Raw genomic sequence first — 24,446 nt, forward strand, 5'->3', positions numbered from 1 at the left:
GCGACGAGGCGATGAACTCGACCTTCGCCGTCCCCGCCGTCGCCCTGGTGGTCGTCGCGACCGTGCTCGTCGGCGCCTTCGGCCTGCGCATCTCCCGCACCACCTCCGACTTCTACGTGGCCTCCCGAACCGTCGGCCCCCGCCTCAACGCGGCCGCCATCAGCGGCGAGTACCTCTCCGCCGCGTCCTTCCTCGGCATCGCGGGCCTCGTCCTCGTCCAGGGCCCCGACATGCTCTGGTACCCGGTCGGCTACACCGCCGGCTACCTCGTCCTGCTGCTCTTCGTCGCGGCTCCGCTGCGCCGCTCCGGCGCCTACACCCTCCCCGACTTCGCCGAGGCGAGGCTCGCCTCGCAGGCCGTGAGACGGCTCGCGGGCGCGTTCGTCGTCGGCGTGGGCTGGCTGTACCTGCTGCCCCAACTTCAGGGCGCAGGGCTGACGTTGACGGTGCTCACCGGCGCTCCGGACTCCCTCGGCGGGCTGATCGTCGCCCTGGTCGTCACGGCCACCGTCGCCGCGGGCGGCATGCGCAGCATCACCTTCGTGCAGGCCTTCCAGTACTGGCTCAAACTCACCGCCCTCCTCGTCCCCGTCCTCTTCCTGGTCCTCGCCTGGCAGAGCGACGGCGCGCCCCGCGACGTCTTCGAGGAGCCGGCGGCCTTCCGCGACCAGCGGGTGGTCCGGGTCGGCGACACCCTGGACCTGAAGCTGGACCGCCCCCTGACCGTGACCGTGGACGGCACGGTCGACGGCCGCCCGCACGAGGACGCGGTGCTCCGGCTGTCCGCCGGCACCCACCGCATCGAGCGGGGCGCCCGCCTCACCTTCACCGAGGGGGCCGCGGTCCCCGCCGCGGAACGCGGAACCAGCGGCGGCATGTCCACCTCGCTCGCCGCGAGCCGTGAGGAGCGGCCCCTGTACGCCACCTACGGGCTGATCCTCGCCACGTTCCTCGGCACCATGGGCCTGCCGCACGTCGTCGTGCGCTTCTACACCAGCCCGCACGGCGTCGCCGCCCGCCGCACCACGGTCGCCGTCCTCGCCCTGATCGGCGCGTTCTACCTCCTGCCGCCCGTCTACGGCGCCCTCGGCCGTCTCTACACGCCCGAGCTCGCCCTCACCGGCGACGCGGACGCCGCCGTGCTGCTGCTGCCCGACCGGATGATCGGCGGCCTCGGCGGCGAGCTGCTCGGCGCGCTGGTCGCCGGCGGCGCGTTCGCCGCGTTCCTGTCCACGGCGTCCGGACTGACGATGGCGGTGGCGGGGGTGCTCGCCCAGGACGTCCTGCCGACCCGCGGCGTCCGGCACTTCCGGCTCGGCACCGGGCTCGCCATGGCCGTCCCGCTGGCCGCCAGCCTGCTGGTGGGCGGACTGCCGGTGGCCGACGCCGTGGGGCTGGCCTTCGCGGTGTCGGCGTCCTCGTTCTGCCCGCTGCTGGTGCTCGGCATCTGGTGGCGCCGGCTGACGCCGCCCGGCGCGGCCGCCGGAATGCTGGTCGGCGGCGGATCGGCGTTCGTCGCGGTCGCCGCGACCATGGCCGGCCTCCCCGGCGCGGGCCCGGCCCACGCCCTGCTCGCCTGGCCCGCCCTGTGGTCCGTGCCACTCGGCTTCCTCACCATGATCCTGGTGTCCCTGGCCACCCCGAACCGCGTCCCGTCCGGCACCTCCGCCATCCTGGCCCGTTTCCACCTGCCGGAGGAACTCCGCACCGCACAGGCGGCGGAGACGAAGCCGTGAGCGGCTTCCTCGCGGGCGTCTGCATCGCCATCCTGCCGTTCCTCGCCGCCGGCTTCTGGCTCGGGCGGCGGACCGGACGGCCGGAACGCCTCGGGGGCCTCGGCACCCCCGTCGAGCACGCCACGTTCCAGACCCTGCACACCGCGTCCCTCGCCGCGCCCCCGCTGAGGGCCGGACTCACCGAGGAGACCGCCCGCAGATCGGCCCGCAGGCTGCGCACCCTGCTCGGCACGGACGCCCTGTGCCTGACCGACGAGGAGCAGGTGCTGGTCTGGGACGGAGTGGGGTCCCATCACCGCGCCGAGATCATGGAACGGCTGGCCGGTCCGCTGGAGAGCGGCCGCGGCGAGGCCTTCCGGCTGGCCTGCGAGCACGCCGACTGCCCCGTCCGCTGGGCCGTGGTCGCCCCGCTCACCGTCGACGACCGGGTGCACGGCGCGCTCGTCGCCTGCGCACCCCGCGAGTCCGCCGTGCTGGTCCGGGCGGCCGGCGAGGTGGCCCGCTGGGTGAGCGTGCAGCTGGAACTGGCCGACCTCGACCAGTCGCGCACCCGACTGATCGAGGCGGAGATCAAGGCCCTGCGCGCCCAGATCTCCCCGCACTTCATCTTCAACTCCCTCGCCGTGATCGCCTCGTTCGTCCGCACCGACCCCGAGCGCGCCCGCGAACTGCTGCTGGAGTTCGCCGACTTCACCCGCTACTCGTTCCGCAGGCACGGCGACTTCACCACCCTCGCCGACGAGCTGCACGCCATCGACCACTACCTCGCGCTGGTGCGGGCCCGCTTCGGCGACCGGCTCGCCGTCACCCTGCAGATCGCCCCCGAGGTGCTCCCGGTCGCGCTGCCCTTCCTCTGCCTCCAGCCGCTGGTGGAGAACGCCGTCAAACACGGTCTGGAGGGGAAGGCCGGCACCTGCCACATCCAGATCACCGCGCAGGACGCCGGCGCCGAGGCCCTCGTCGTCATCGAGGACGACGGCGCCGGCATGGACCCGGTGGCGCTGCGCCGCATCCTGGCCGGCGAGGTCGGTCCCTCCGGCGGGATCGGCCTGTCCAACGTGGACGACCGGCTGCGGCAGGTCTACGGCGACGACCACGGCCTGGTCATCGAGACGGCCCTCGGGGCGGGTATGAAGATCACCGCCCGGCTGCCGAAGTACCAGCCGGGCGTGCACTCGGCGGCCCGGCTCGGCCCCGGGTGATCAGGTGGTCCGCATCACGACCAGGGCGAGGGTGATCAGCCCGAGCACCACCCAGCCGAACCACAGCCAGCCGTTGCTGCCGAGCGCCACCGTGTAGGCGGTCACCGCGACGAGGCCGCCGACGGTGAGCACCCCCATGGTCTTCGTGGAACTGTCCGTGGTACCGGCCATCGCGACACCCTCCTCAGGGCCGCCCTCCGCCGGGCGGGTCCCCCTCCATGGTGCCCCGGGATCAGCGCCCGCGTGCGTCGAGTGACGCAAGATAGGCGTTGTAGGCCTCCAGCTCCTGGTCCCCGTCGCGGTCGGCGGCCCGGTCCTTGCGCCGGGCCTGGCGCTGCTCGGAGCCGTACCACTGGAAGAGCAGCGCGATCAGCACCAGCACGGACGGGATCTCGCTGAACGCCCAGGCGATGCCGCCGGCCGCGTTCTGGTCGGTGAGGGCGTCGATGCCGAGGGAGGCCGGCGGGTTCTCGAACGTCTTCACCATCGGCTGCGAGGCCATCATCAGCGCGATGCCGAAGAACGCGTGGAACGGCATGCCCGCGAAGAGTTCCAGCATCCGCATCAGATAGCCCGGCCGGTTCGGGCCCGGATCCACGCCGATGATCGGCCAGAAGAACACCACGCCGACGGCGAGGAAGTGCACCATCATCGCGAGGTGCCCCGTCCTCGAGCCCATCAGGAAGTCGAACAGCGGGGTGAAGTACAGGGCGTAGAGGCTCGCGATGAACAGCGGGATGGTGAACGCGGGGTGGGTGATGATCCGCATGTAGCGACTGTGCAGGAGCATCAGCAGCAGCTCGCGCGGTCCCTTGCGCCCCTTGCCGGCGGCCGGCAGCGCGCGCAGCGCGAGGGTCATGGGAGCGCCGAGCAGCAGCAGGATCGGCGACAGCATGCTGATCACCATGTGCTGCACCATGTGCACGCTGAACATGACCATGCCGTAGTCGTTCAGCCCGGTGCACATCACCAGCATGACGGTCAGCACGCCGACGGCGAACGACACCGTCCGTCCGACGGGCCAGGCGTCCCCGCGCCGGCGCAGCCGCAGCACGCCCCATCCGTAGAGTCCGAGCGCCAGGAGACAGGCGACGAGGAAGAACGGGTCCGCCGACCACTGAAGGCCCCGTCCCAGCGTGAACGGCGGCAGATCCATCGTCATGCCGTGCCCGCCGTGGTCCATTGCGCCGGCTCCTGATTCGTGGGGGGTTGTACGTTTCCTGCCGCCCCAAGAGTAGAACCGCCCCCGGTGATCACCGTCACCGGGGGCAGCCGCAGCCGTGACCCTCCTACAGGACGGTCTCCGCCTCGGCGTACCGCTCCTCGGGGACCGTCTTCAGCGTCTCCACGGCCTCCGCCAGCGGCACCATCACGATGTCCGTGCCGCGCAGGGCCGTCATGTGGCCGAACTCGCCGCGGTGCACGGCCTCCACCGCGTGCCAGCCGAACCGCGTGGCCAGCACCCGGTCGTACGCGGTGGGCGTGCCGCCGCGCTGCACATGGCCCAGGATCACCGGCCGGGCCTCCTTGCCGAGCCGGGACTCCAGCTCGATGGAGAGCTGCCGGGCGATGCCGGCGAACCGCTCGTGCCCGTAGACGTCCTTGGCGCCCTCGTCGAAGGCCATGCCGCCGGGCGCCGGCTTGGCGCCCTCCGCCGCGACCACGATCGCGAACCGCTTGCCCGCCTCGAACCGCTCGCCGACCCGGCGGGCCAGCTCCTCGATGTCGAAGGGCCGTTCCGGCACGACGATGGCGTGCGCGCCGGCCGCCATACCGGAGTGCAGCGCTATCCAGCCGGTGTGCCGCCCCATGACCTCGACCACCAGCACCCGCTGGTGCGACTCGGCGGTGGTCTTCAGCCGGTCCAGCGCGTCGGTCGCGACGCCGACGGCCGTGTCGAAGCCGAAGGTCACGTCGGTGACGGCGATGTCGTTGTCGATGGTCTTCGGCACGCCGACGACGGGCAGTCCGCTGTCGGACATCAGCCGGGCCGCCTTGAGGGTGCCCTCACCGCCGATCGGGATGATCGCGTCGAGACCGAGGTCCTGGACGTGCCCCTTGGCCCGCTCCACGCCGTCCCGCAGATGCGAGGGCTGGACCCGTGAGGAGCCGAGGATGGTGCCGCCGCGGGCGAGGATGCCGCCCACCGCGTCGAGGTCGAGCTTGAGGTAGTCGCACTCCAGGAGGCCCTTCCAGCCGTCCCGGAAGCCGATGACCTCGTCGCCGTGGTCGACGACGGCGCGGTGCACGACGGACCGGATGACGGCGTTCAGGCCGGGGCAGTCGCCGCCGGACGTGAGGACACCAATGCGCATAGCCCGAAACAACCTTCTCCACGTGGGCCTGGTCCGGACCACACTGTCCGGCTCGAATCCCCGCCACCCTAGCGGCAGGAGGGGGCGGGGCCGAAGCATGCGTCCGCCTGCTGGACGCATCTGCTCACCTGTGCGGACGCGCCGTCAGACGGGCTGCTGACGGCGCCCTGAAGATCAGGTGAACACACAGGTCGCGCGGGCTGTCAGGTCACGCGGGCTGCTGAGCGGCGGCGATGCGCTCGCTGCGCAGCGCCTCGTACCAGCGGTCGTCGATCGGCGGCAGCGCGTTCACGTCGAGCGCCAGCTTCAGCAGCAGGTCCGCGATCAGCGGGTTGCGCGCGAGCACCGGACCGTGCATGTACGTGCCGAACACGGTGTCGTTGTACGCGCCCTCGGTGCCGTCGCCGGTGCCGTTGCCCTTGCCGAGCTGGACGCGGGCCAGCGGACGGGCGGTCGGGCCGAGGTGGGTGACGCCCTGGTGGTTCTCGAAGCCGGTCAGCTGGGGCAGGCCGAGCCGCGGGTCGATGTCGCCGAGCACGTCGCCGACGCACCGCTCGCCCTCGCCGCGCGTCGTCGTCACGTCCAGCAGCCCGAGGCCGGGCTCGCGCTGGCCGAGGTCGTTGACGAACTCGTGGCCGAGGATCTGGTAGCCGGCGCAGACCGCGAACACGATCGCGCCGTTGTTCACCGCCTGGTACAGGTGCGCGTCCCGCCGCAGCCGCTCCGCCGCGAGCCGCTGCGGCCGGTCCTCGCCGCCGCCGATGAGGTAGATGTCGCCGGAGGTCGGGATCGGCTGGTCGCTGCGCACGTCGAGCCGCGCCACGTCGAGGCCGCGCTGGCGCGCGCGGCGCTCCACGACGAGGGCGTTGCCCTGGTCCCCGTAGGTGCTCAGCAGGTCCGGGTAGATCCACACCAGCCGCAGTTGGTTGTCGCTCATGGGAATGGGATCGTCCTTCGGGTCAGTTGCCGACGCGGCGGCGGAGGTCCTGGAACGCGGTGTAGTTCGCGATGACCTCGATCCGGCCGGGCGGCGCCTGCTGCACGGCCTGGTCGAGGTTCTCGCAGACCTGGAAGTGCTGGTTGGCGACTTCGAGGCGCACCGCGAGGTCCAGCTTCCGGTCGCCGACGACGAAGATCGGGTGGCCGGTCAGCCGCGTGTAGTCGACGTCCCACAGCCAGGAGGTGTCGGTTCCGTCGGCGCCGCGCGCGTTCACCGAGAGGATGACGGGGGTCGGCGGCGGGTCGATCAGGCTGAACGTCTCGAGCCAGCCGGCCGGGTTCTTCGCCAGCAGCAGCCGCAGGTCGCGGCCCTGGAACTGGACGACGTCGTAGCGCCCGGCGACGGCCTGCACCGCGTACATCCGCTCCAGCGCCACCTGCGGAGGCACGCCGAAGACGGCGGCCACGGCGGCCGAGGAGGCGGCGTTGGCCTTGTTGGCGCGGCCCGGCAGCTGGAGGTGGATCGGCCAGGCCGATCCGTGCGGGTCGATGACGTGGTCGCCGGAGAGCGCCCAGCTCGGCGTCGGACGGCGGAAGCCGCACTCGCCGCAGAACCAGTCGTCGCCGGGCCGCTGCATGACGCCGCCGCAGGACGGGCACGACCAGGCGTCGTCCTTCCACATCTGGCCGGCGGCGACCCAGACGACGTTGGGGGAGGAGGAGGCCGCCCAGACCACCAGCGGGTCGTCGGCGTTGGCGACCACGACGGCCTTGGAGCCGGCGAGCCCCTCACGCCAGTTCTCCGCGAGCATCCGGGTCTCGGCGGCGCGGTCCAGCTGGTCGCGGGAGAGGTTGAGCAGCGCGATGCACTTGGGCGCGGTGTCCCGGGCGACGCCCGCGAGGTACTTCTCGTCGACCTCGATGACGCCGTAGCGGGCCTCGGAGCCGCCCGCGAGGGCCGAGGTGATGCCGGCCGGCATGTTGGCGCCGAGCGCGTTGGACACGACCGGGCCGGCGGCGCGCAGCGCCTCGGCGATCAGCCGGGTGGTGGTGGTCTTGCCGTTGGTCGCCGAGACGAGGACCACGTCCAGGTTCTGGGCGAGCCGGGCGAGGAGGTCGGGGTCGAGTTTGAGCGCCACCCGGCCGCCGATCACCGAACCGCTGCCGCGCCCCGCGGCGCGCGACGCCGCCGCGACCGCCTTGCCCGCGGTCACGGCGATCTTGGCCCGCGGCGTGAGCGGGTCCGAGTTGCCTGCCATCAGTTCTCGATCCTCCTTGCGTACGCGCCGCGCCTCTGCCGTACGGCAACGTGGTAGGCGGTCAGCCTATCGAGATCCATTCGCACTCCCGAATCCCGGCACCGCTTCACGTCGCGCGCGGCATGCGCGTGTCAGAAAGGACCGTACCCTTGCCGCCATGCGACACGGCTCCATCCCGGGCGCCCGCGGGCGCGTCCGGCCTCTCACCCTGCTCGGCGACCCCGTCCTGCACGCCCGTTGCGAGGACGTCACCGACTTCGGTCCCCAACTCGCTCGTCTCGTCGAGGACATGTTCGCGACGATGTACGCCGCCCAGGGGGTCGGCCTGGCGGCCAACCAGGTCGGCGAGGCGCTGCGGGTGTTCGTCTACGACTGCCCCGACGACGAGGACGTCCGTCATGTGGGCCATGTGGTGAACCCGCGGCTGGTCGAGGCCGACGGCCTGGTCCTGCGCGGACCGGAGGGGTGTCTGTCCCTGCCGGGGCTGGAGGCGGGCACCGAGCGTCACGACCACGCCGTGGTCGAGGGCCGCACGATGACGGGGGAGCGGCTGCGGGTCCACGGCACGGGATTCTTTGCCAGATGCTTGCAGCACGAGTGCGACCACCTGGAGGGCAAGGTGTACGCGGACCGGGTGTCGGGCTGGCGCGGCAGACGGCTGGCCCGCCAGGTGCGCCGGGCCTCCTGGCACAACGCGCCCTAGGGACGCGGGCGGCGCCGGTCCGCGGCCGCGGACGGGGCGGGGCCCTGCGGGCCCGCACCCGTGCCCATGCGGCGGTCCGGGGTCAGAAGCCGGGGCCGCCGACCTTGTCGCCGGCCGCCGCGAGGCGACCCCACAGCAGGTCGGCCAGACTCCGCACCAGCTCGGCGCGGGAGCAGGGCCGCTCGCCCAGCCACCAGTCGCCCGCGGCGTGCATCATCCCGACGATCCCGTGCCCCCAGACCCGGGCGAGCTGCTGGCCGGCGGGACCGAGATCCAGCCGCTCCTCGATCACCTGGGCCAGCTCCTCGCCCATCCGGCGCAGCAGGGGCGCGCTGTGTTTGCCGACGTCGAATCCCTGGTCCGGGCCCGCGCCGGTGTCGGAGGGGTGCATCAGGAACCGGTACACCTGCGGCCGGGCCTCGATGGCGGCGAGGTAGGTGTCGAGGGTCGCCTCGACCCGCTCGCGCCGTTCGGCGGGAGCGTCCAGCGCGGCGCGCAGCGAGTACAGCAGGGCGTCCGTGTGCCGGGTGGCGAGAGCGGCGTAGAGTCCGCCCTTGTCGCCGAAGTGGCGGTACAGGATCGGCTTGGTGATGCCGGCCTCCGCCGCGATGGCGTTCATGGACGCCTGTGGGCCGTCGCGCAGCACCACCCGGTCGGCGGCCTCCAGCAACTCGCGCCGTCGGCGGTCGGCGGACCGCTGCTGCTCGGTCCGCTGCGTGGTGTCCATGTGCTCTCCCCACCCGTGCTGTTTCGCTGACGCCTGCGCAAACTAACACCTGACAGCAGCCTGACATCGAACGGGTGGAAGCGCTCCTGCGCCGTCATCAGGAGTTGACTTTTCCTACCGACCGGTAACAGACTCGCGTTACCGCTAGTAACACGCACCGCCGCTGGAGGGGACATGGCCGAGTTCACCATGGAGCTCAACGACGAACAGAAGGAGGTCCGGGACTGGCTGCACGGCTTCGCCGCCGACGTCGTCCGCCCCGCGGCAGCCGAATGGGACGAGCGTGAGGAGACTCCCTGGCCGGTCATCCAGGAGGCCGCGAAGGTCGGCATCTACTCCCTCGACTTCTACGCGCAGCAGTACTTCGACCCCACCGGCCTCGGCATCCCGATGGCCATGGAGGAGCTGTTCTGGGGCGACGCGGGCATCGCCCTGTCCATCGTGGGCACCGGCCTGGCCGCCGTGGGCGTCCTCGCCAACGGGACCGAGGAGCAGATCGGCACCTGGATCCCGCAGATGTACGGCGACGCGAACGACGTCAAGGTGGCCGCCTTCTGCTCCTCCGAGCCCGACGCCGGCTCCGACGTGGCCTCGCTGCGCACGCGGGCCGTGTACGACGAGGCCAAGGACGAGTGGGTGCTCAACGGCACCAAGACCTGGGCGACCAACGGCGGCATCGCCAACGTGCACGTGGTCGTCGCGGCGGTGGACCCCGAGCTCGGCTCCAAGGGGCACGCCTCCTTCATCGTCCCGCCGGGCACCCCGGGGCTCGCCCAGGGCCAGAAGTTCAAGAAGCACGGCATCCGCGCCTCGCACACCGCCGAGGTCGTCCTCGACAACGTGCGGGTCCCCGCTTCCTGCCTGCTCGGCGGCAAGGAGAAGCTGGACGAGCGGCTGGCGCGGGCCCGCGAGCGGGCGAAGACGGGCGGCGAGCGCGTGAAGAACGCGGCGATGGCCACGTTCGAGGCCTCGCGCCCCGCCGTCGGCGCGATGGCCGTCGGCACGGCCCGCGCCGCCTACGAGGTCGCCCTCGACTACGCCAAGACGCGTGAGCAGTTCGGCCGCCCGATCATCGACAACCAGGGCGTCGCCTTCCAGCTCGCGGACATGCGCACCCAGATCGACGCCGCGCGGCTGCTGGTGTGGCGCGCCTCCTGGATGGCGGTCAACGGAAAGCCGTTCACCGCCGCCGAGGGCTCGATGTCCAAGCTGTACGCCAGCGAGACCGCGAAGAAGGTCACCGGGCAGGCCATCCAGATCCTCGGCGGCAACGGCTACACCCGTGAGTACCCGGTGGAGCGCATGCACCGCGACGCGGCCATCTACACCATTTTCGAGGGCACGAGCGAGATCCAGCGGCTGGTGATCGCCCGCACGCTGTCGGGAATGCCGATCCGCTGACGCGCGGGACGACGACGCGATCCGGCTCCCGGGGAAGCACTCCCCGGGAGCCGGATCGCGTTGCGGACGGCTCGCCGATCCGGCGTCCGTCACTGCCTCCGTCGCCGCGGGCACGACCGTGCGCCGCCCTAGGGCGCGCCTCCGCTGCTGTGCGCGATGCAGGCCACGTCGATCCGGTCGGCGAGCTTGGCGAGTTCGATCGTCAGCGCGGCGACGGTGTCCTCGTCGAGACCCTCCGCCCCGGCCTCGACGAGATGCAGCCACCGGCCCCCGAGCGTGCGGAGCAGCTTGCTCACGTCCGCCGCGGCCACCTGCAGGGTCCCGCGGTCGTCGACGATCAGGGGCAGGGTCACTTCGCGGTTCACATCCGGGATCGTAGCCGCGCGGCGGTCACGCACCGTGCCAAACCGTGGTGATGTTGCAGAACTCCCGGATTCCGTGCCCGGACAGCTCACGGCCGTATCCGGACCGCTTCACCCCGCCGAACGGGAACCCCGGATGGGACGCGGTCATCCCGTTGACGAACACCCCGCCGGCCTCCAGATCCCGGACGAACCGGTCGACCTCGGCCTCGTCGCGCGTCCAGACGTTGGAACTCAGCCCGAACGGCGAGTCGTTGGCGATGAGGACCGCCGCGTCCAGGTCGGCCGCCCGGTACACGGTCGCCACCGGCCCGAACGCCTCCTCGCGGTGGATGCGCATCTCCCGCGTGACACCGGCCAGGACGGTCGGCGGGTAGTACCAGCCGGGCCCTTCGGGCCGTTCGCCCCCGCACAGCACCTCGGCTCCGAAGCGCCGCGCGTCGTCCACCAGTTCCTCCAGGTCCGACCGCCCCTGTTCGCTCGCCAGCGGGCCGACATCCGTGTCCTCCTCCAGCGGATCCCCGACCTTCAGTGCCGCCATGCCCGCGACGAACCGCTCGACGAACGCGTCGTACACGTCCGTGTGAACGATGAACCGCTTGGCGGCGATGCACGACTGCCCGTTGTTCTGCACACGCGCGGTCACCGCGACCTCGGCCGCTCGGTCGACGTCCGCCGACGGCATCACCACGTACGGGTCGCTGCCGCCCAGCTCCAGCACGGTCTTCTTGATCATCTCGCCGGCGGTGGCGGCGACGGCCCGTCCGGCCGGCTCGCTGCCGGTCAGGGTCGCCGCCTTGACCCGTTCGTCGCGCAGGACGGCGTCCACCGCGCCCGAACCGACCAGCAGGGTCTGGAAGCAGCCCGTGGGGAAGCCCGCCCGGTGGAACAGCTCCTCCAGGTACAGCGCGGTCCGCGGGACGTTCGAGGCGTGCTTGAGCAGCCCCACGTTGCCCGCCATCAGCGCCGGCGCGGCGAACCGCACGACCTGCCACAGCGGGAAGTTCCACGGCATCACCGCGAGCACCGGACCCAGCGGCCGGTACCGGACCACCGCGCGCGAGCCGCCGGAGTCCTTCACGTCGGCGGCGGCCGGCTCCTCGTCGGCGAGCAGCTCCTGCGCGTGCTCGGCGTACCAGCGCATCGCCCGGGCGCACTTCGCCGCCTCGGCCCGCGCCTGCCCGACCGGTTTGCCCATCTCGAGGGTCATGGTCCGGCCGATGTCCCGCTGGTCCTCGTCGAGCAGGTCGGCGGCCCGGTTCAGCATTCGTGCGCGTTCGGGATACGTCGTCGTCCGGTACGTGCGGAAGGTGGCCTCGGCGAGCTGGAGCCGACGTTCCAGCTCCTCCCCGTCCATGGCCGCGTACGTCTCGAGCGTCTCGCCGTTCGCCGGGTTCACCGTCGCGATGGGCATGACCGACCTCCTGGGGAGCTGGCTGTGTTCCGACCTTCGCGCGCCGCACCGGACACCGCAACGCGTACGCGTCCGCTCAGGCGCTCGGTGACGAGTGCTCCGCCAGCCGGTCCAGAAACGCGGCCTGCGCCGTGACGATCAGCTCGCGCGCGCGTTCCAGGCCGTACCAGGCCACCCGGTCCAGTTCAGGGAACTCCCGGGTGCGCCCCGAACGGGGCGGCCACTCCATGGTGAACGTGCCCGGCTCGACGGCGGCCGGGTCGAGATCCGCCTCGACGGCCCACACCGTGACGGTCTTGCCGCCGGTCTGCCGCACCTCGCCGAGCGCGATCGGCTCGCCGTCGGGCGGGGCCAGCCCCAGCTCCTCGCGGAACTCGCGCCGGGCCGCCTCCCAGGCGGGCTCGTCGGACTCGTACTCGCCCTTGGGGACGGTCCACGCGCCGGCGTCCTTCTTCGCGAAATAGGGGCCGCCCATATGACCCAACAGCACCTCCAGGCCCGCTCCGGTGTGCCGGAACAGCAGCAGGCCGGCACTTCGGCGCGCGGTCACGGGCGCACCTGCGGGTGGGCGGCGAGCAGGGTCTCCACCGTGTCCGCCTCCTCGGGTCGCTTGTCCTCGCGGTAGCGCAGCACACGGGCGAAGCGCAGGGTGACGCCGGCCGGGTAGCGGGAGGAGCGCTGCAGCCCGTCGTAGGCGATCTCGACGACGAGTTCGGGCCGGACGGTCACCGCGTACCCGTTCTCCTCGACGGCCAGCCCCCGCAGGTGTTCCGTCTGCCAGGCCAGCATCGCGTCGGTCATGCCCTTGAAGGTCTTGCCGAGCATCACGAACCCGCCGTCCCGCGTACGGGCGCCGAGGTGCAGGTTGGAGAGCTTGCCGGTGCGCCTCCCGTGGCCCCATTCGGCGGCCAGCACCACCAGGTCGAGGGTGTGCACGGGCTTGACCTTCAGCCAGGACGCACCCCGTCGGCCGGCGCTGTAGGGCGCGTCCAGCGCCTTGACGACGACGCCCTCGTGGCCACGGAGCAGCGTCTGCCGGGAGAACTCCTCCGCGGCCTCGACGTCGTCCGGGCCGGACACCAGCGTGCGGCGCACCCGCAGGGGTTCGGGCGTCAGCCGGGCCAGTTCCGCGTGCCGTTCGGTGAAGGGCAGGTCGAGCAGGTCCCGGCCGTCCACGGACAACGCGTCGAAGAAGACGGGGGACACGGGCACCGCCTCCGCGGCCGTCGCCACGTCCACCCGGGAGCCGACCCGTCCGGCGGTCTCCTGGAACGAACGGGGGCGGCCCGCCCCGTCGAAGGCGATGACCTCGCCGTCCAGGATGAACCGCGAACCCGCGAGCTCCCGGGCCGCACGGGTCACCTCGGGCAGGCGGTCGGTGATGTCGTCCAGGGTGCGGGTGTACAGCCGCACGTCGTCGCCGTCGCGGTGCACCTGCACGCGGATGCCGTCCAGCTTCTCCTCCACCGCGCATGCGCCGAGCCTGCCGACCGCCTCGGTGACGGACGACGCGGTGTGCGCGAGCATCGGCTGCACCGGGCGGCCCACGGTGAGCCGGAACGACTCCAGCGCCGCGGGGCCGTCCGCGAGCAGCGCCCGCGCCACCGACTGCAGCGACCCGGCGAGCATCACCGCCCGCCGTACGTCTCCCGGGGGCGCGCCGGTCGCCTGCGCCAGGCCCTCCACGGCGACGGCGTCCAGCGCGCCCTGGCGGACCTCGCCGGTGATCAGGCCGAGCAGGAACCGCTGTTCGTCGGCGGTGGCCGCGCTCATCAACTCGCCCACCAGACGCGCCCGTTCGGCCTGCGATCCGGGGCCCGAGACCGTGCCGAGCTCGGTGAGCAGGGCGTCCGCCTCCCGCACCGAGAGGGTCGGCTCGTCGGCCGGGGCGACCGGGCGGCTCAGCACCTTCCAGCCGACGCCCAGGCGGCCCTGGGGGAGCCGCCCGGCCAGGTACGGGATGACGACGGGGACGTCCTCCGCGTCCGTCTCCCGGAAGAGTTCGGCGAGCAGGGCGATCTTGCGGGAGCGCGCCGGGACGGCGGCGACCTCCCGGGACACGTCGGCGAGCCGGGTCAGCAACATGCAGCCATGGTGCAACGGGGAGCCGGTGACTACACCCCGGCTGCTCCGGCTGTCCCGGTGGACCCGGTGGTCGTGGCCGGCCCGGCTGTCGCGGCGGCCGCGTCGAGGTCCGCCATCAGCAGCTCCCCGTTGATCGCGGCGCCGGCCCGGTAGCCCCGGCTGGCCGCGTTCACGACCTGCTCGGCGAAGCCCGACGCGTTGCCGGCCGCCCACAGGCCGGGCACCGTGGTCAGACCGCGCGCGTCGACCACGGGGTAGGCGCCGAACGGGGTCTGCGTCATCTCGGCGCCGAGCCGGGCCGGCAGATCCGTCTGCGGCACCGCCCGGGGCGCGACGAACAGGACCTCGCGGTCGTGGGCCTCGCCCTCCCCGGGGCCGCCCGCGGCGAGCCGCACGCCGGTGAGCCGGTCGTCCTCCACCACCAGGGCGGCCACCTCGCCGGCGACGACGTCCACTCCGGCCGCGGCCAGTCGGCGCCGGTCCTCGCCGGTCAGCTCCTCCTCGGGCACCGTGTGCAGGAACAGGACCACGTCCTTCGACCACTGGGAGACGACCAGCGCCTGGTGGACGCTCATCGAGGTCGTGGCGAGCACGCCGAACGCCCGGTCGCGGACCTCCCAGCCGTGGCAGTAGGGGCAGTGGAGCACGTCCCGGCCGAAGCGTTCGGCGAGCCCCGCGACGGGCGGCAGTTCGTCCTTCAGGCCGGTCGCCACCACGAGCTGCCGGGCGTGCACCGTCCGCCCGCCCGCCAGCCGGACGGCGAAGCCCTCGCCGCCGTCGACCCGGGTCGCGTCCACCGCGCGGTCGCGCACCAGCCGCACGCCGTACCGCGCGATCTCCTCACGGCCGACGGCCAGGAACTCGGCGGGGGACATGCCGTCCCGGGACAGATAGCCGTGCATGTGCGCGGCGGGCGCGTTGCGCGGCTCGCCCGCGTCGATCACCAGCGTGCCGCGCCGGGACCGTCCCAGGACGAGCGCAGCCGACAGCCCGGCGGCGCCGCCGCCGACGACGATCACTTCGAACTTCTCGGTCACCGTGACCACCTCCGCCGCCACCGTCGCCGCCGGCCGACGCCATTGACAAACGTCTTTGCCGATTCTGCAAAATGGAGACATGACTACCGATGGCGTTCTCGCGGAGGTCGGGCCCAGGCTGCGCCGCATCCGCAAGGAGCGGGAGGTGACGCTCGCGGCGCTGTCCGGCGCGACCGGCATCTCCGTCAGCACCCTCTCGCGGCTGGAGTCCGGGCTGCGCAAGCCCAGCCTGGAGCTGCTGCTGCCGATCGCGCAGGCCCACCAGGTGCCGTTGGACGAGCTGGTCGGTGCGCCCCCGGTCGGCGACCCCCGGGTGCGGGCCAAGCCCCTGGTGCGGCACGGGCGCACCTTCTGGCCGCTGTCCCGGCAGCCCGGCGGACTGCAGGCGTTCAAGGTCTTGGTGCCGCAGCGCGAGGAGGAGCCGGAGCTGCGCACCCACGAGGGCTACGAATGGCTCTATGTGATGTCCGGGCGGTTGCGGGTGGTGCTCGCGGAGCACGACGTGGTGATGACGGCGGGGGAGGCGGCCGAGTTCGACACGCGCGTGCCGCACTGGTTCGGATCGACGGGCGAGGGTCCCGCCGAGTTCCTCAGCCTTTTCGGCCCGCAGGGCGAGCGGATGCACGTGCGGGCGCGGCCGTCGCAGAGGTGACGCACGCAACGGTTCCCCGGAGGGCAAGCGACCGCTTAGTATGCACGGGACCAGGGTCCGACGACGCAGTCCCGTGGAGGCTCCGCATGCAGGCATGGCAGGTGCACGAGAACGGCGAGCCGAGCGAGGTGATGCGGCTCGCGGACGTGGAGCGGCCCACGCCCGGCGACGGCCAGGTCCTGCTCCGGGTGCGCGCCGCGAACATCAACTTCCCGGACGTGCTGATGTGCCGGGGGCACTACCAGGTCCGGCCGCCGCTGCCGTTCACCCCGGGCGTGGAGATCTGCGGCGAGACCGAGGACGGCCGTCGCGTGATCGCCAACCCGGCCCTGCCGCACGGCGGCTTCGCCGAGTACGCCGTCGCGGACGCCGCCGCCCTGCTGCCCGCCCCCGAGTCGCTGGACGACGCCGAGGCCGCCGCCCTGCACATCGGCTACCAGACCGGCTGGTTCGGCCTGCACCGAAGGGCGCGCATCGAAGCGGGCGAGACGCTCCTCGTCCACGCCGCCGCCGGAGGCGTCGGCAGCGCGGCCGTGCAGCTCGGGAAGGCGGCGGGCGCGACCGTCATCGGCGTCGTGGGCGGCGCCGAGAAGGCGGCCGTCGCCCGGGAGCTCGGCTGCGACACGGTGATCGACCGGCGGGCCGAGGACGTCGTCGCCGCCGTGAAGGAGGCCACCGGCGGCCGGGGCGCCGACGTGATCTACGACCCGGTCGGCGGCGAGGCCTACACGCAGTCCGCGAAGACCGTCGCCTTCGAGGGCCGGATCGTGGTCGTGGGCTTCGCGAGCGGGACCATCCCGAACCCCGCGCTGAACCACGCGCTGGTGAAGAACTACGCGATCCTCGGCCTGCACTGGGGCCTGTACAACACGAAGAACCCGAAGCTGGTCCAGCACTGCCACGAGCAGCTCACCGACCTGGCCGCCCGGGGCGCGATCAAGCCGCTGATCAGCGAGCGCACACCGCTCGACGGAGCCGCCGCCGCCGTGCAGCGGGTCGCCGACGGCGTGACCACCGGCCGGGTCGCCGTCGTACCGCAGAACGGAGCCGCCGTATGACCGACGCAGCCGAACTCCAGCGCCGCACAGCGCAGTTGCTGGCCGACCACCCGCCCGCCACGACCGGCCGGACGGAGTTCCTCGAGGCCCGCTTCGACGCGGGGCTCGCCTGGGTGCACTACCCCGAGGGCCTCGGCGGCCTCGGCGCCCCCCGCTCCCTCCAGGCCGTCGTCGACGCCGCACTGGAGGCCGCCGGCGCCCCCGACAACGACCCCCGGCGCATCGGCATCGGCCTCGGCATGGCCGCTCCGACGATCCTGAAGTACGGCACCGACGAGCAGAAGCGGCGGTTCCTGCGGCCGCTGTGGACGGGCGAAGAGGTCTGGTGCCAGCTGTTCAGCGAGCCCGGCGCCGGCTCCGACCTGGCCGCGCTCGGCACGCGCGCCGTCCGCGCGGACGACGGTGACTGGGTCGTCAACGGGCAGAAGGTGTGGACCTCCAGCGCGCACGTCGCCCGCTGGGCCATCCTCATCGCCCGCACCGACCCGGACGTGCCCAAGCACGCGGGCATCACCTACTTCCTCTGCGACATGACCGACCCGGGTGTCGAGGTGCGCCCGCTGCGCCAGATCACCGGCGAGGCCGAGTTCAACGAGGTCTTCCTCACCGAGGTGCGCATTCCCGACGCGCGCCGCCTCGGCGAGGTCGGCGAGGGCTGGCGGGTCGCGCAGACCACGCTGAACAACGAACGCGTCGCCATCGGCGGCATGCGACTGCCCCGCGAGGGCGGCATGATCGGCCCGGTCGCCAGGACGTGGCGCGAACGGCCCGAACTGCGCACCCACGACCTGCACCAGCGGCTGTTGAAGCTGTGGGTCGAGGCCGAGGTGGCCCGCCTCACCGGCGAACGCCTGCGCCAGCAGCTCGCGTCGGGCCAGCCCGGCCCCGAGGGCGCCGGCATGAAGCTCGCCTTCGCCCGTCTGAACCAGGAGATCAGCGGCCTGGAGGTGGAACTGCGCGGCGAGGAAGGCCTGCTGTACGACGACTGGACGATGCGCCGCCCCGAGCTCGTGGACTTCACCGGCCGCGACGCCGGGTACCGCTACCTGCGCTCCAAGGGCAACAGCATCGAGGGCGGGACCAGCGAGGTCCTGCTGAACATCGTCGCCGAGCGCGTCCTGGGCCTGCCGTCCGAGCCGCGCACCGACAAGGACGTCGCCTGGAAGGACCTCGCCCGATGAGCACACAGCCGGATCTTCTCTACACCGAAGAGGAAGAGGCGCTGCGGTCGGCGGTCCGGGACCTGCTGACCGACCGGCTCGACCCGGCGGGCGTCATCGCGCGGACCGAGTCGGACGCCCCGCACGACGTCTCCCTGTGGAAGACGCTCACCGGCGACATGGGCCTCGCCGGGCTGCTGATCCCGGAGGAGCTGGACGGACAGGGCGCCACCCACCGGGAGGCCGCCGTCGTCCTCGAGGAACTGGGGCGGGCGGTCGCGCCCGTGCCCTATCTGACGAGCGCGGTGGTGGCCACCGAGGCCCTGCTGGAGTGCGGCGCCGACGACCTGCTCGCGGGGCTGGCGTCGGCGACCACGGTCGCAGCGCTCGCCGTGGGGCTGCACAGCGCGCCCGGCGCCGCCTTCCCGGCCGTACGACTCGAGAACGGGCTGCTGTCCGGCGAGCTGACCGGCATCGCCGACGCCGTGGCCGCCGACCTGCTGCTGGTGCCCGCGGACGACGGCGGCCTGTACGCGGTCGATGCCTCGGCCGCGACGGTCACCCCGCAGGTGTCGTTCGACCTCACCCGGCCCCTCGCGACCGTCACGCTCTCCGGGGTCGCGGCCGGGCGTCGGCGCGGCGACGCCGCACCCGCCGTGCGGCGGGCCCTGCGGGCCGGGGCGGGACTCCTCGCCTCCGAGCAACTCGGGCTGGCCGAATGGGCGTTGACCGAGACCGTGCGCTACCTGAAGGAGCGCAAGCAGTTCAACCGGTCCGTCGGCGGCTTCCAGGCCCTCAAGCACCGTCTGGCGCAGCTGTGGCTGGAGGTCGTCAACCTCCGGGCCGCCGCCCGCGCCGCGGCCGACGCGCTGGCGAACGGCGAGGACGCCGACCTCGCGACGGCCGTCGCGCAGGCCTACGCGGCGGCGGTCGCCGTGCGCGCCGCCGAGGAGGCTCTGCAACTGCACGCCGGCATCGGCATGACCTGGGAGCACCCCGTCCACCTGTGCCTCAAGCGGGCCAAGGCCGACTCGATCGCGTACGGCACCGCGGGCGCCCACCGGGCCGCCGTCGCCGAACTCGTCGACCTGCGGGCCCCCTGACCCCGGCCGTCACCCGGTGAAAGCCCGCCCCAGGGGCACTCCAGGGGCGGGCTTCTGCGTGACACCACTCCTTCGGCGGACGGGCAAGCCACCCAGACGAAACCTTCCTTACGCCACACTTACGGCCGAACGCTGTGAAAACGGACGTGGAGGAGGTCGGCGGTGGCCGTTTCGATTTCGGTGGTGCTGTTGCTGCTCGTTCTGGCGGTGATCTTCATGCGCAACGGCGGACTGAAGGTCTCGCACGCCCTGGTCTGCCTGCTGCTCGGATTCCTCCTGGCCGGCACCAGCATGGCCCCCACCATCGCCGGCGGCCTCACGGCGACGGCCGACATCGTCGGAGGCCTCCGGCCGTGAGGCTCCGTGGCGCCGGGATCACCGGGTGCGTCCGGTGATCCCGGTGATCCCGGGTCAGCTGACGAAGACCCCGACGCCGTTCGCCACGGGCCGCTCCGCCCCGTCGGAGGGATGGTTGCGGACCGTGACGCGGGCGGCCGCGCCCGGCGGACGGGCCACCAGGGTCGAGGACCCGCCGCCGTCCAGACCGAAGCCCTCCGTCGCCCCGAGGCCCCTGAGAGCGGCGGCGACCTCGGCGATCGTCAGGCCCCTGCGGTACCGGGCGGCGCCGTCCAGCGCGAACAGGAAGACCCGCCGTCCCCCGTCGCCGATGCCGACGGCCGTGCGCACCGCGGAGACCGACGTGTCGAGACCGGCGAGCGGCCGGCCGCCCGACAGGACCGGAATGCCGCCCACGGCGAAGCCGTAGGCCGACCCCGACGCGGACCTCAGCGCGTAGCGCACCGCCACCCGTTGCCCCACGATCAGCCTCCGCAGCCGCTGGGCGCCCGCCTCCCGTCCGACGAGGACCGTGCTGCCGGCGGCGATCGCGCCGCTGCCCGGCGTGACCGAGGCCGACACGACCCGGCCCCTGCGCACGGTGACCTCGTAGGCGCCGGTGCTGCAGGGCGCGGCCCGCGCGGTGTCCGAGCCGCAGGCGGCCCGGCGGCGCGAGACGCTGCCCCAGTCCGCGGTGTACGCGCCGACCGAGTTCTCCGGCAGCGCATACTGGTTGACGCCGCCCAGCGGCATGCGCCGGCCCGCGGCGGTGTACCAGCCGTCGAGGGTCAGACTGTCCAGCCTCGCCCTGCCGTCGGCGCCGACGCCGACCACGGCCCTGGTGTCCGTGCCCCGCGGCGGCGCGGGGCCGAACCGCTGCGCGTCCGGGACCGCGCCCTTCAACGCCCTTCCGCCGGCGACCGCCGGACCGACGCTCGCCCCGGTCGCCGCCACCCCCGGGTGCTGCGCCTCGGTGATGTCGAAGAAGTCGCCGTTGACGCCGGCGACCGCCTTCTGCCGGCCGGCCAGCGAGGAGACGGTCGCGCGGGCGGCCATCGCCCCCGGGTACAACAGACCGAGGCGCACGCGGGAGTCGGCGAGGTCGACGCCGAGCACATGTGCACGCGCCGTGCCGGCGGCCGCGACCAGGTCGTACTGACGGTACGTCACGCCCGGTGCCACGCCGGTCCAGGTCGCGGCGTCGGCCGGGGCCGTTCCCGCGAGCGTCGCACCGGCCACGACGGCCAGGGCGACGAACAGCGCCGGACACTTCCGGCGCGGAGGCGTTCCGGCCGCCCTGGAACGTTTTTGTCGACGCGTCACAGGCCCCCCTGTCTGATTCCGGCCGTCACTCTCCCACGACCTGCGGGAACGACCCGCGGGAGGTGAGCGGGGAGTCCACGAGAACGGGTGAGGAAAGGCACGATTCCGAGTGGCTCGATCCGTGGTCCGGCCGCGCCGCGGAAGCCTTTGTGCTATCGCCCCTGTCCCGCCCACCCGCCTCGCCCGGCCCTCACCCGCCCGGCCCTCACCCGCCCCGCCCTCACCGGTCCCGCCCGACCTCCCGGCACGGCGCCGGGCCCGGCGTCTGACGCGCAGCCCCGTCCGGTCAGGAGCCGTAGGGCGTGAAGTGGGTCGGGGCGTGGTCGATCGGCAGGTCCGGACGCCACACGGTGAGGGACTGGGCGCTGCACTCGAACAGGGACGGCGGCAGACGGTCGAGGGAGTACCAGCGCCAGTCGCCGACGCTCTCGTCCGGTTGGTCGGCCGGCTCGCCCTCCCAGCGGGTCACCACGGCGCCCACCGTCATCCGCACGATGCCGCCGGCCTCGTCGAGCAGCGTGCCCAGCAGCCGGACGTCCGACGGGGCGGCCCGCAGCCCGGTCTCCTCGCGCAACTCCCTGACGACCGTGTCCCGCAGGGACTCGCCGGGCTCCACCGTGCCGCCGGGCAACTCCCACGTGCCCCGGCGGTGGCGGCCGAGGAGCAGCCCGCGGGGGCCGTGCACGATGGCGCCGACGCCGATCGCGGCGTGCGCTGCGGGCGGCCCGCCGCCGCGGGGGCGGGCGCAGACGCGCGGGGGGCGCCGTGCCCGCACCAGGCGGTAGCCGGTCCGGCCCGCGGGGCCGGGCGGGTTCGCGGGGCCGGGCGGGTTCGCGGGGCCGGACGTGCGCAGGGTGGCCGTCTCCTCGACGCGCAGCCCGTGTTCGGCGAGCAGCGTCTCCCATGTGCCGGGCGCGGGCGTCGCCGGCCGAGCCGTCGTCGAAGCCGTCGTCGGGACCGTCGGCGGGCCGTCGTCCGGTACGGAGAGGCACAGGACTCCTCCGGGTGCGAGCGCGGTCGCCAGCGAGGGTGCCAGCAGGCGCAGTTCGCCGGACGGGACGCCGCCCGCGGAGTAGATCACGTCGTAGGGCTCGGCCGTCCGCAGATGTGCGTCGAGGGTGGCGTGGAAGAGCCGCAGCCCGGGCAGGGACCCGTAGGCGGCGCGGGCCCGCCCGATCGCGTCCGCCGCCGGGTCGACGGCGTCGACGACGGCGCCGTGCTCCCGCACGAGCCGGGCGGCGCGACGGGCCGTTCCGCACCCGAGATCCAGCACGCGCCGCCCCGTCAGCTCGCCCAGGAACGCCTCGGCGGGTTCCCGGGCGGGCAACTCCCGTTCGAACGGCGGCCCTTCCGAGTCCGGGTCCACGAAGTCCCGTGCGCCGCGGGCGTCGGAGTGGGGCATGGACGGGACCTCCTGAGGCGGACGACGATCACCGGACCCCACGATTCTTACCGGACGCTCCGACGGCCAACCCCGGCCCCGGGGCGGCTCAGTGCACGGGATGCTTGCTGAGGACGGACACGCGGTTGAAGGCGTTGATGGTGACGGCCACCCAGATCACCGCCGATATCTGGTCGTCGGTGAGCGCCGCGCGGGCGTCGGCGTACGCGGCCTCCTGTGCGGCGGCGTCGGCCGGCCGGGTGGTCGCCTCCGCCAGCGCCAGGGCGGCCCGTTCCAGGGGAGTGAAGAGGCCGGTGTCCCGCCAGGCGGCGAGGACGCCCAGCCGCCGGGTGTCCTCGCCCGCGCGCAGCGCCGCCCTGGTGTGCACGTCGAGGCAGTAGGCGCAGCCGTTGAGCTGGGAGACGCGCAGGTTGACGAGTTCCACGACGGTGCGCTCCAGGCCGGCCTCGGCGGCGGTCGCCCGCACCGCCTCGGACGTCTGGACCAGCGCGTGGTAGGCCTTGGGGCTCTGCTTGTCGATGAAGATCCGTCCAGTCATGGTCGACCATCTTGGTCGCACCGCGGTCGTCGTGCGCGGCCGGCCCGGACTTCGGCACGACCGGTCCGTACCAGACCCTTGACACGCGCATTGCTCACTTCTTAAATCACGTAGTGAACTAAGCCCTCGTCAGGGCCGGTTCGCATACCCCCACCCGGTCGGCACGGCTTTCGGCGCCCGCTGCTCCCTCGCGTTCCCTTCGCGGCCCCCGTGGCTCGCGATTGTCTGTCATGCGCACGCCGTGCCGCCCCCTTCTGCCTCATGAAGGGAGAGTCATGAACTCTCCGCGCCCGACCCGGCGCCTGCTGGTCTCCCTCGCCTCGCTCATGGCCTTCGCCGCGCTGTCCGCCCTGCCGGCGCACGGCGCGTCTCCGCCCGCGGCGGAATCCGCTGGACGCTCCGTCGGGGCCCCCGCGTCCCGGGCGGCGGCGGCCGTCACGTTCTCCGACGACTTCGACGGGCCGGCGGGCGCGGCCGTGGACGGGGCGAAATGGCAGACCGAGACCGGTGACAACGTCAACAACCACGAGCGGCAGTACTACACCGCGGGCAACCGCAACGCCGCCCTCGACGGACAGGGCCACCTGGTGGTCACCGCGCGGCGGGAGAATCCCGGCAACTACGCCTGCTGGTACGGGCGGTGCGAGTACACCTCCGCCCGCCTGAACACGGCCGGCCGGTTCACCACGACGTACGGCCGCGTCGAGGCCCGGATGAAGATCCCACGCGGCCAGGGCATGTGGCCCGCGTTCTGGATGCTCGGCGACGACATCGGCCGGGTCGGCTGGCCCGACTCGGGCGAGATCGACGTCATGGAGAACGTGGGCTTCGAGCCGTCCACGGTGCACGGGACGCTGCACGGCCCGGGCTACTCGGGCTCCGGCGGCATCGGCGCCGGGTACGCCCTGCCCGGGGGGCAGGCGTTCGCCGACGCCTTCCACACCTTCGCCGTCGACTGGAGCCCGAACGCGATCACCTGGTCCGTCGACGGCGCCGTCTACCAGCGGCGCACCCCCGCCGACCTGGGCGGACGTCGATGGGTCTTCGACAAGCCCTTCTTCCTGATCCTCAACCTCGCGGTCGGCGGCTACTGGCCCGGCGACCCCGACGGCGGCACGGTGTTCCCGCAGCAGCTCCTCGTCGACTACGTCCGCGTCAGCACCGACACCGCCCAGCCGGCCGCCGGCCGGATCACCGGGATCGGCGGCAAGTGCGTGGACGTGGCCGGGGCCGACCCCGCCGACGGCACGGCCGTGCAGCTGTACGACTGCAACGGCACCGCCGCCCAGCAGTGGTCGGTGGGAGCCGACGGCACGATCCGCGCGCTCGGCAAGTGTCTGGACGTCGCCTCGGGCGGCACGGCGGACGGCACCCCCGTCCGGCTCTGGGAGTGCAACGGCACCGCCGCCCAGCAGTGGGCCCTCCCCGCCGCGCGGGACGTCGTCAACCCGCAGGCGAACAAATGCCTGGACGCCGCGGGCGGAGCCTCCGCCAACGGCACCCGGCTGCAGATCTGGACCTGCACAGGCGCCGCCCAGCAGAAGTGGACGGTGACCCGATGACCACGAGGCGCCCGGACGGCAGCGCGGCACGCGGCGCACCGGGCGCGGCGGCCCGGAGCTTCCGCCCGGTCGCCCGGCCCTGACGCCCCGCACCCACCCGCACCCGGCCGACGAGGGGCCGCCCGCGATCAC

At 73.3% G+C, this 24,446-nt stretch carries 24 protein-coding genes; 10 read left to right on the forward strand and 14 right to left on the reverse strand.

Annotated elements, in window-relative coordinates:
- The first annotated feature begins 11 nt into the window (after positions 1–11).
- Entirely contained in the window at positions 12–1,736 is a 1,725-nt protein-coding gene (locus OHS82_RS36450) for a sodium/solute symporter (RefSeq protein ID WP_057580784.1), read from the forward strand.
- Positions 1,733–2,938: a sensor histidine kinase gene (locus tag OHS82_RS36455; protein WP_057580785.1), complete on the forward strand. Its 1,206-nt coding sequence runs from the start codon at positions 1,733–1,735 to the stop codon at positions 2,936–2,938. Before OHS82_RS36450 ends, OHS82_RS36455 begins: the two co-directional genes overlap by 4 nt.
- On the opposite strand, the gene OHS82_RS36460 is transcribed toward OHS82_RS36455, so the two are convergent.
- The 5 genes from OHS82_RS36460 to OHS82_RS36480 all read right to left on the reverse strand — a co-directional run bounded on the left by OHS82_RS36460 (position 2,939) and on the right by OHS82_RS36480 (position 7,451).
- On the reverse strand, positions 2,939–3,109 hold the full coding sequence (locus OHS82_RS36460) for a hypothetical protein (RefSeq protein ID WP_107105273.1): 171 nt from the start codon (positions 3,107–3,109) through the stop codon (positions 2,939–2,941).
- Between the two features lie 61 nt (positions 3,110–3,170).
- A complete protein-coding gene (locus tag OHS82_RS36465; protein WP_328435363.1) occupies positions 3,171–4,121 on the reverse strand; it encodes a cytochrome c oxidase assembly protein in 951 nt (316 codons plus the stop codon).
- 106 nt (positions 4,122–4,227) lie between these two features.
- Positions 4,228–5,253, reverse strand: a complete 1,026-nt coding sequence (locus OHS82_RS36470; protein WP_057580789.1) for a 6-phosphofructokinase — start codon at positions 5,251–5,253, stop codon at positions 4,228–4,230.
- 208 nt (positions 5,254–5,461) lie between these two features.
- On the reverse strand, positions 5,462–6,190 hold the full coding sequence (locus OHS82_RS36475; protein WP_057580791.1) for a type 1 glutamine amidotransferase: 729 nt from the start codon (positions 6,188–6,190) through the stop codon (positions 5,462–5,464).
- A gap of 22 nt (positions 6,191–6,212) precedes the next feature.
- Positions 6,213–7,451, reverse strand: coding sequence for a MurT ligase domain-containing protein (locus tag OHS82_RS36480; RefSeq protein WP_057580793.1), 1,239 nt, complete (start codon positions 7,449–7,451; stop codon positions 6,213–6,215).
- 157 nt (positions 7,452–7,608) lie between these two features.
- Here OHS82_RS36480 and def point away from each other — a divergent pair, with 157 nt between their 5' ends.
- Positions 7,609–8,154 (forward strand): peptide deformylase, encoded by a 546-nt coding sequence (gene def / locus OHS82_RS36485; protein WP_057580798.1) that lies wholly within the window; start codon positions 7,609–7,611, stop codon positions 8,152–8,154.
- 82 nt (positions 8,155–8,236) lie between these two features.
- On the opposite strand, the gene OHS82_RS36490 is transcribed toward def, so the two are convergent.
- A complete protein-coding gene (locus OHS82_RS36490) occupies positions 8,237–8,881 on the reverse strand; it encodes a TetR family transcriptional regulator (protein ID WP_057580799.1) in 645 nt (214 codons plus the stop codon).
- Between the two features lie 174 nt (positions 8,882–9,055).
- Here OHS82_RS36490 and OHS82_RS36495 point away from each other — a divergent pair, with 174 nt between their 5' ends.
- Complete coding sequence (locus OHS82_RS36495; protein ID WP_057580801.1) at positions 9,056–10,282, forward strand: acyl-CoA dehydrogenase family protein; 1,227 nt, start codon at positions 9,056–9,058, stop codon at positions 10,280–10,282.
- Between the two features lie 128 nt (positions 10,283–10,410).
- Here the strand turns inward: OHS82_RS36495 and OHS82_RS36500 are convergent, their stop codons facing one another.
- From OHS82_RS36500 to OHS82_RS36520, 5 genes are all read right to left on the reverse strand, one after another.
- Complete coding sequence (locus OHS82_RS36500) at positions 10,411–10,647, reverse strand: DUF6213 family protein (RefSeq protein WP_057580803.1); 237 nt, start codon at positions 10,645–10,647, stop codon at positions 10,411–10,413.
- A 25-nt stretch (positions 10,648–10,672) separates the two neighbouring features.
- The gene (locus OHS82_RS36505) at positions 10,673–12,058 is read right to left on the reverse strand and encodes an NADP-dependent succinic semialdehyde dehydrogenase (RefSeq protein ID WP_328435368.1); all 1,386 of its coding nucleotides are present in this window, start codon (positions 12,056–12,058) and stop codon (positions 10,673–10,675) included.
- Positions 12,059–12,134: 76 nt separating this feature from the next.
- A complete protein-coding gene (locus OHS82_RS36510; protein WP_057580807.1) occupies positions 12,135–12,608 on the reverse strand; it encodes an NUDIX domain-containing protein in 474 nt (157 codons plus the stop codon).
- On the reverse strand, positions 12,605–14,143 hold the full coding sequence (locus OHS82_RS36515; RefSeq protein ID WP_057580811.1) for an ATP-dependent DNA ligase: 1,539 nt from the start codon (positions 14,141–14,143) through the stop codon (positions 12,605–12,607). Before OHS82_RS36515 ends, OHS82_RS36510 begins: the two co-directional genes overlap by 4 nt.
- 29 nt (positions 14,144–14,172) lie before the next feature.
- The gene (locus tag OHS82_RS36520) at positions 14,173–15,189 is read right to left on the reverse strand and encodes an NAD(P)/FAD-dependent oxidoreductase (RefSeq protein ID WP_057580812.1); all 1,017 of its coding nucleotides are present in this window, start codon (positions 15,187–15,189) and stop codon (positions 14,173–14,175) included.
- 70 nt (positions 15,190–15,259) lie between these two features.
- Here OHS82_RS36520 and OHS82_RS36525 point away from each other — a divergent pair, with 70 nt between their 5' ends.
- From OHS82_RS36525 to OHS82_RS36545, 5 genes are all read left to right on the forward strand, one after another.
- Complete coding sequence (locus OHS82_RS36525) at positions 15,260–15,832, forward strand: helix-turn-helix domain-containing protein (RefSeq protein ID WP_328435372.1); 573 nt, start codon at positions 15,260–15,262, stop codon at positions 15,830–15,832.
- 86 nt (positions 15,833–15,918) lie between these two features.
- On the forward strand, positions 15,919–16,890 hold the full coding sequence (locus OHS82_RS36530; protein WP_266719276.1) for an NADPH:quinone oxidoreductase family protein: 972 nt from the start codon (positions 15,919–15,921) through the stop codon (positions 16,888–16,890).
- Positions 16,887–18,071 (forward strand): acyl-CoA dehydrogenase family protein, encoded by a 1,185-nt coding sequence (locus OHS82_RS36535; protein WP_057580817.1) that lies wholly within the window; start codon positions 16,887–16,889, stop codon positions 18,069–18,071. The genes OHS82_RS36530 and OHS82_RS36535 overlap by 4 nt, the downstream gene beginning before the upstream one ends.
- Complete coding sequence (locus OHS82_RS36540; RefSeq protein WP_328435375.1) at positions 18,068–19,153, forward strand: acyl-CoA dehydrogenase family protein; 1,086 nt, start codon at positions 18,068–18,070, stop codon at positions 19,151–19,153. Before OHS82_RS36535 ends, OHS82_RS36540 begins: the two co-directional genes overlap by 4 nt.
- 162 nt (positions 19,154–19,315) lie before the next feature.
- Positions 19,316–19,510 carry a hypothetical protein gene (locus OHS82_RS36545; protein ID WP_266719273.1) on the forward strand — a complete coding sequence of 65 codons (195 nt, stop codon included), beginning with the start codon at positions 19,316–19,318 and terminating at the stop codon, positions 19,508–19,510.
- A 54-nt stretch (positions 19,511–19,564) separates the two neighbouring features.
- Here OHS82_RS36545 and OHS82_RS36550 read toward each other — a convergent pair whose 3' ends face one another.
- From OHS82_RS36550 to OHS82_RS36560, 3 genes are all read right to left on the reverse strand, one after another.
- A complete protein-coding gene (locus OHS82_RS36550) occupies positions 19,565–20,812 on the reverse strand; it encodes a phosphodiester glycosidase family protein (protein WP_079041393.1) in 1,248 nt (415 codons plus the stop codon).
- 286 nt (positions 20,813–21,098) lie between these two features.
- Complete coding sequence (locus OHS82_RS36555; protein ID WP_328435378.1) at positions 21,099–22,214, reverse strand: bifunctional class I SAM-dependent methyltransferase/NUDIX hydrolase; 1,116 nt, start codon at positions 22,212–22,214, stop codon at positions 21,099–21,101.
- A gap of 88 nt (positions 22,215–22,302) precedes the next feature.
- The gene (locus OHS82_RS36560) at positions 22,303–22,752 is read right to left on the reverse strand and encodes a carboxymuconolactone decarboxylase family protein (RefSeq protein ID WP_057580823.1); all 450 of its coding nucleotides are present in this window, start codon (positions 22,750–22,752) and stop codon (positions 22,303–22,305) included.
- A gap of 275 nt (positions 22,753–23,027) precedes the next feature.
- Between OHS82_RS36560 and OHS82_RS36565 the strand changes: the two genes are divergently transcribed.
- Positions 23,028–24,314, forward strand: coding sequence for a glycoside hydrolase family 16 protein (locus tag OHS82_RS36565; RefSeq protein WP_057580825.1), 1,287 nt, complete (start codon positions 23,028–23,030; stop codon positions 24,312–24,314).
- Positions 24,315–24,446: the final 132 nt, after the last annotated feature.

The organism is Streptomyces sp. NBC_00425 (assembly GCF_036030735.1).
Classification (GTDB): Bacteria; Actinomycetota; Actinomycetes; order Streptomycetales; family Streptomycetaceae; genus Streptomyces.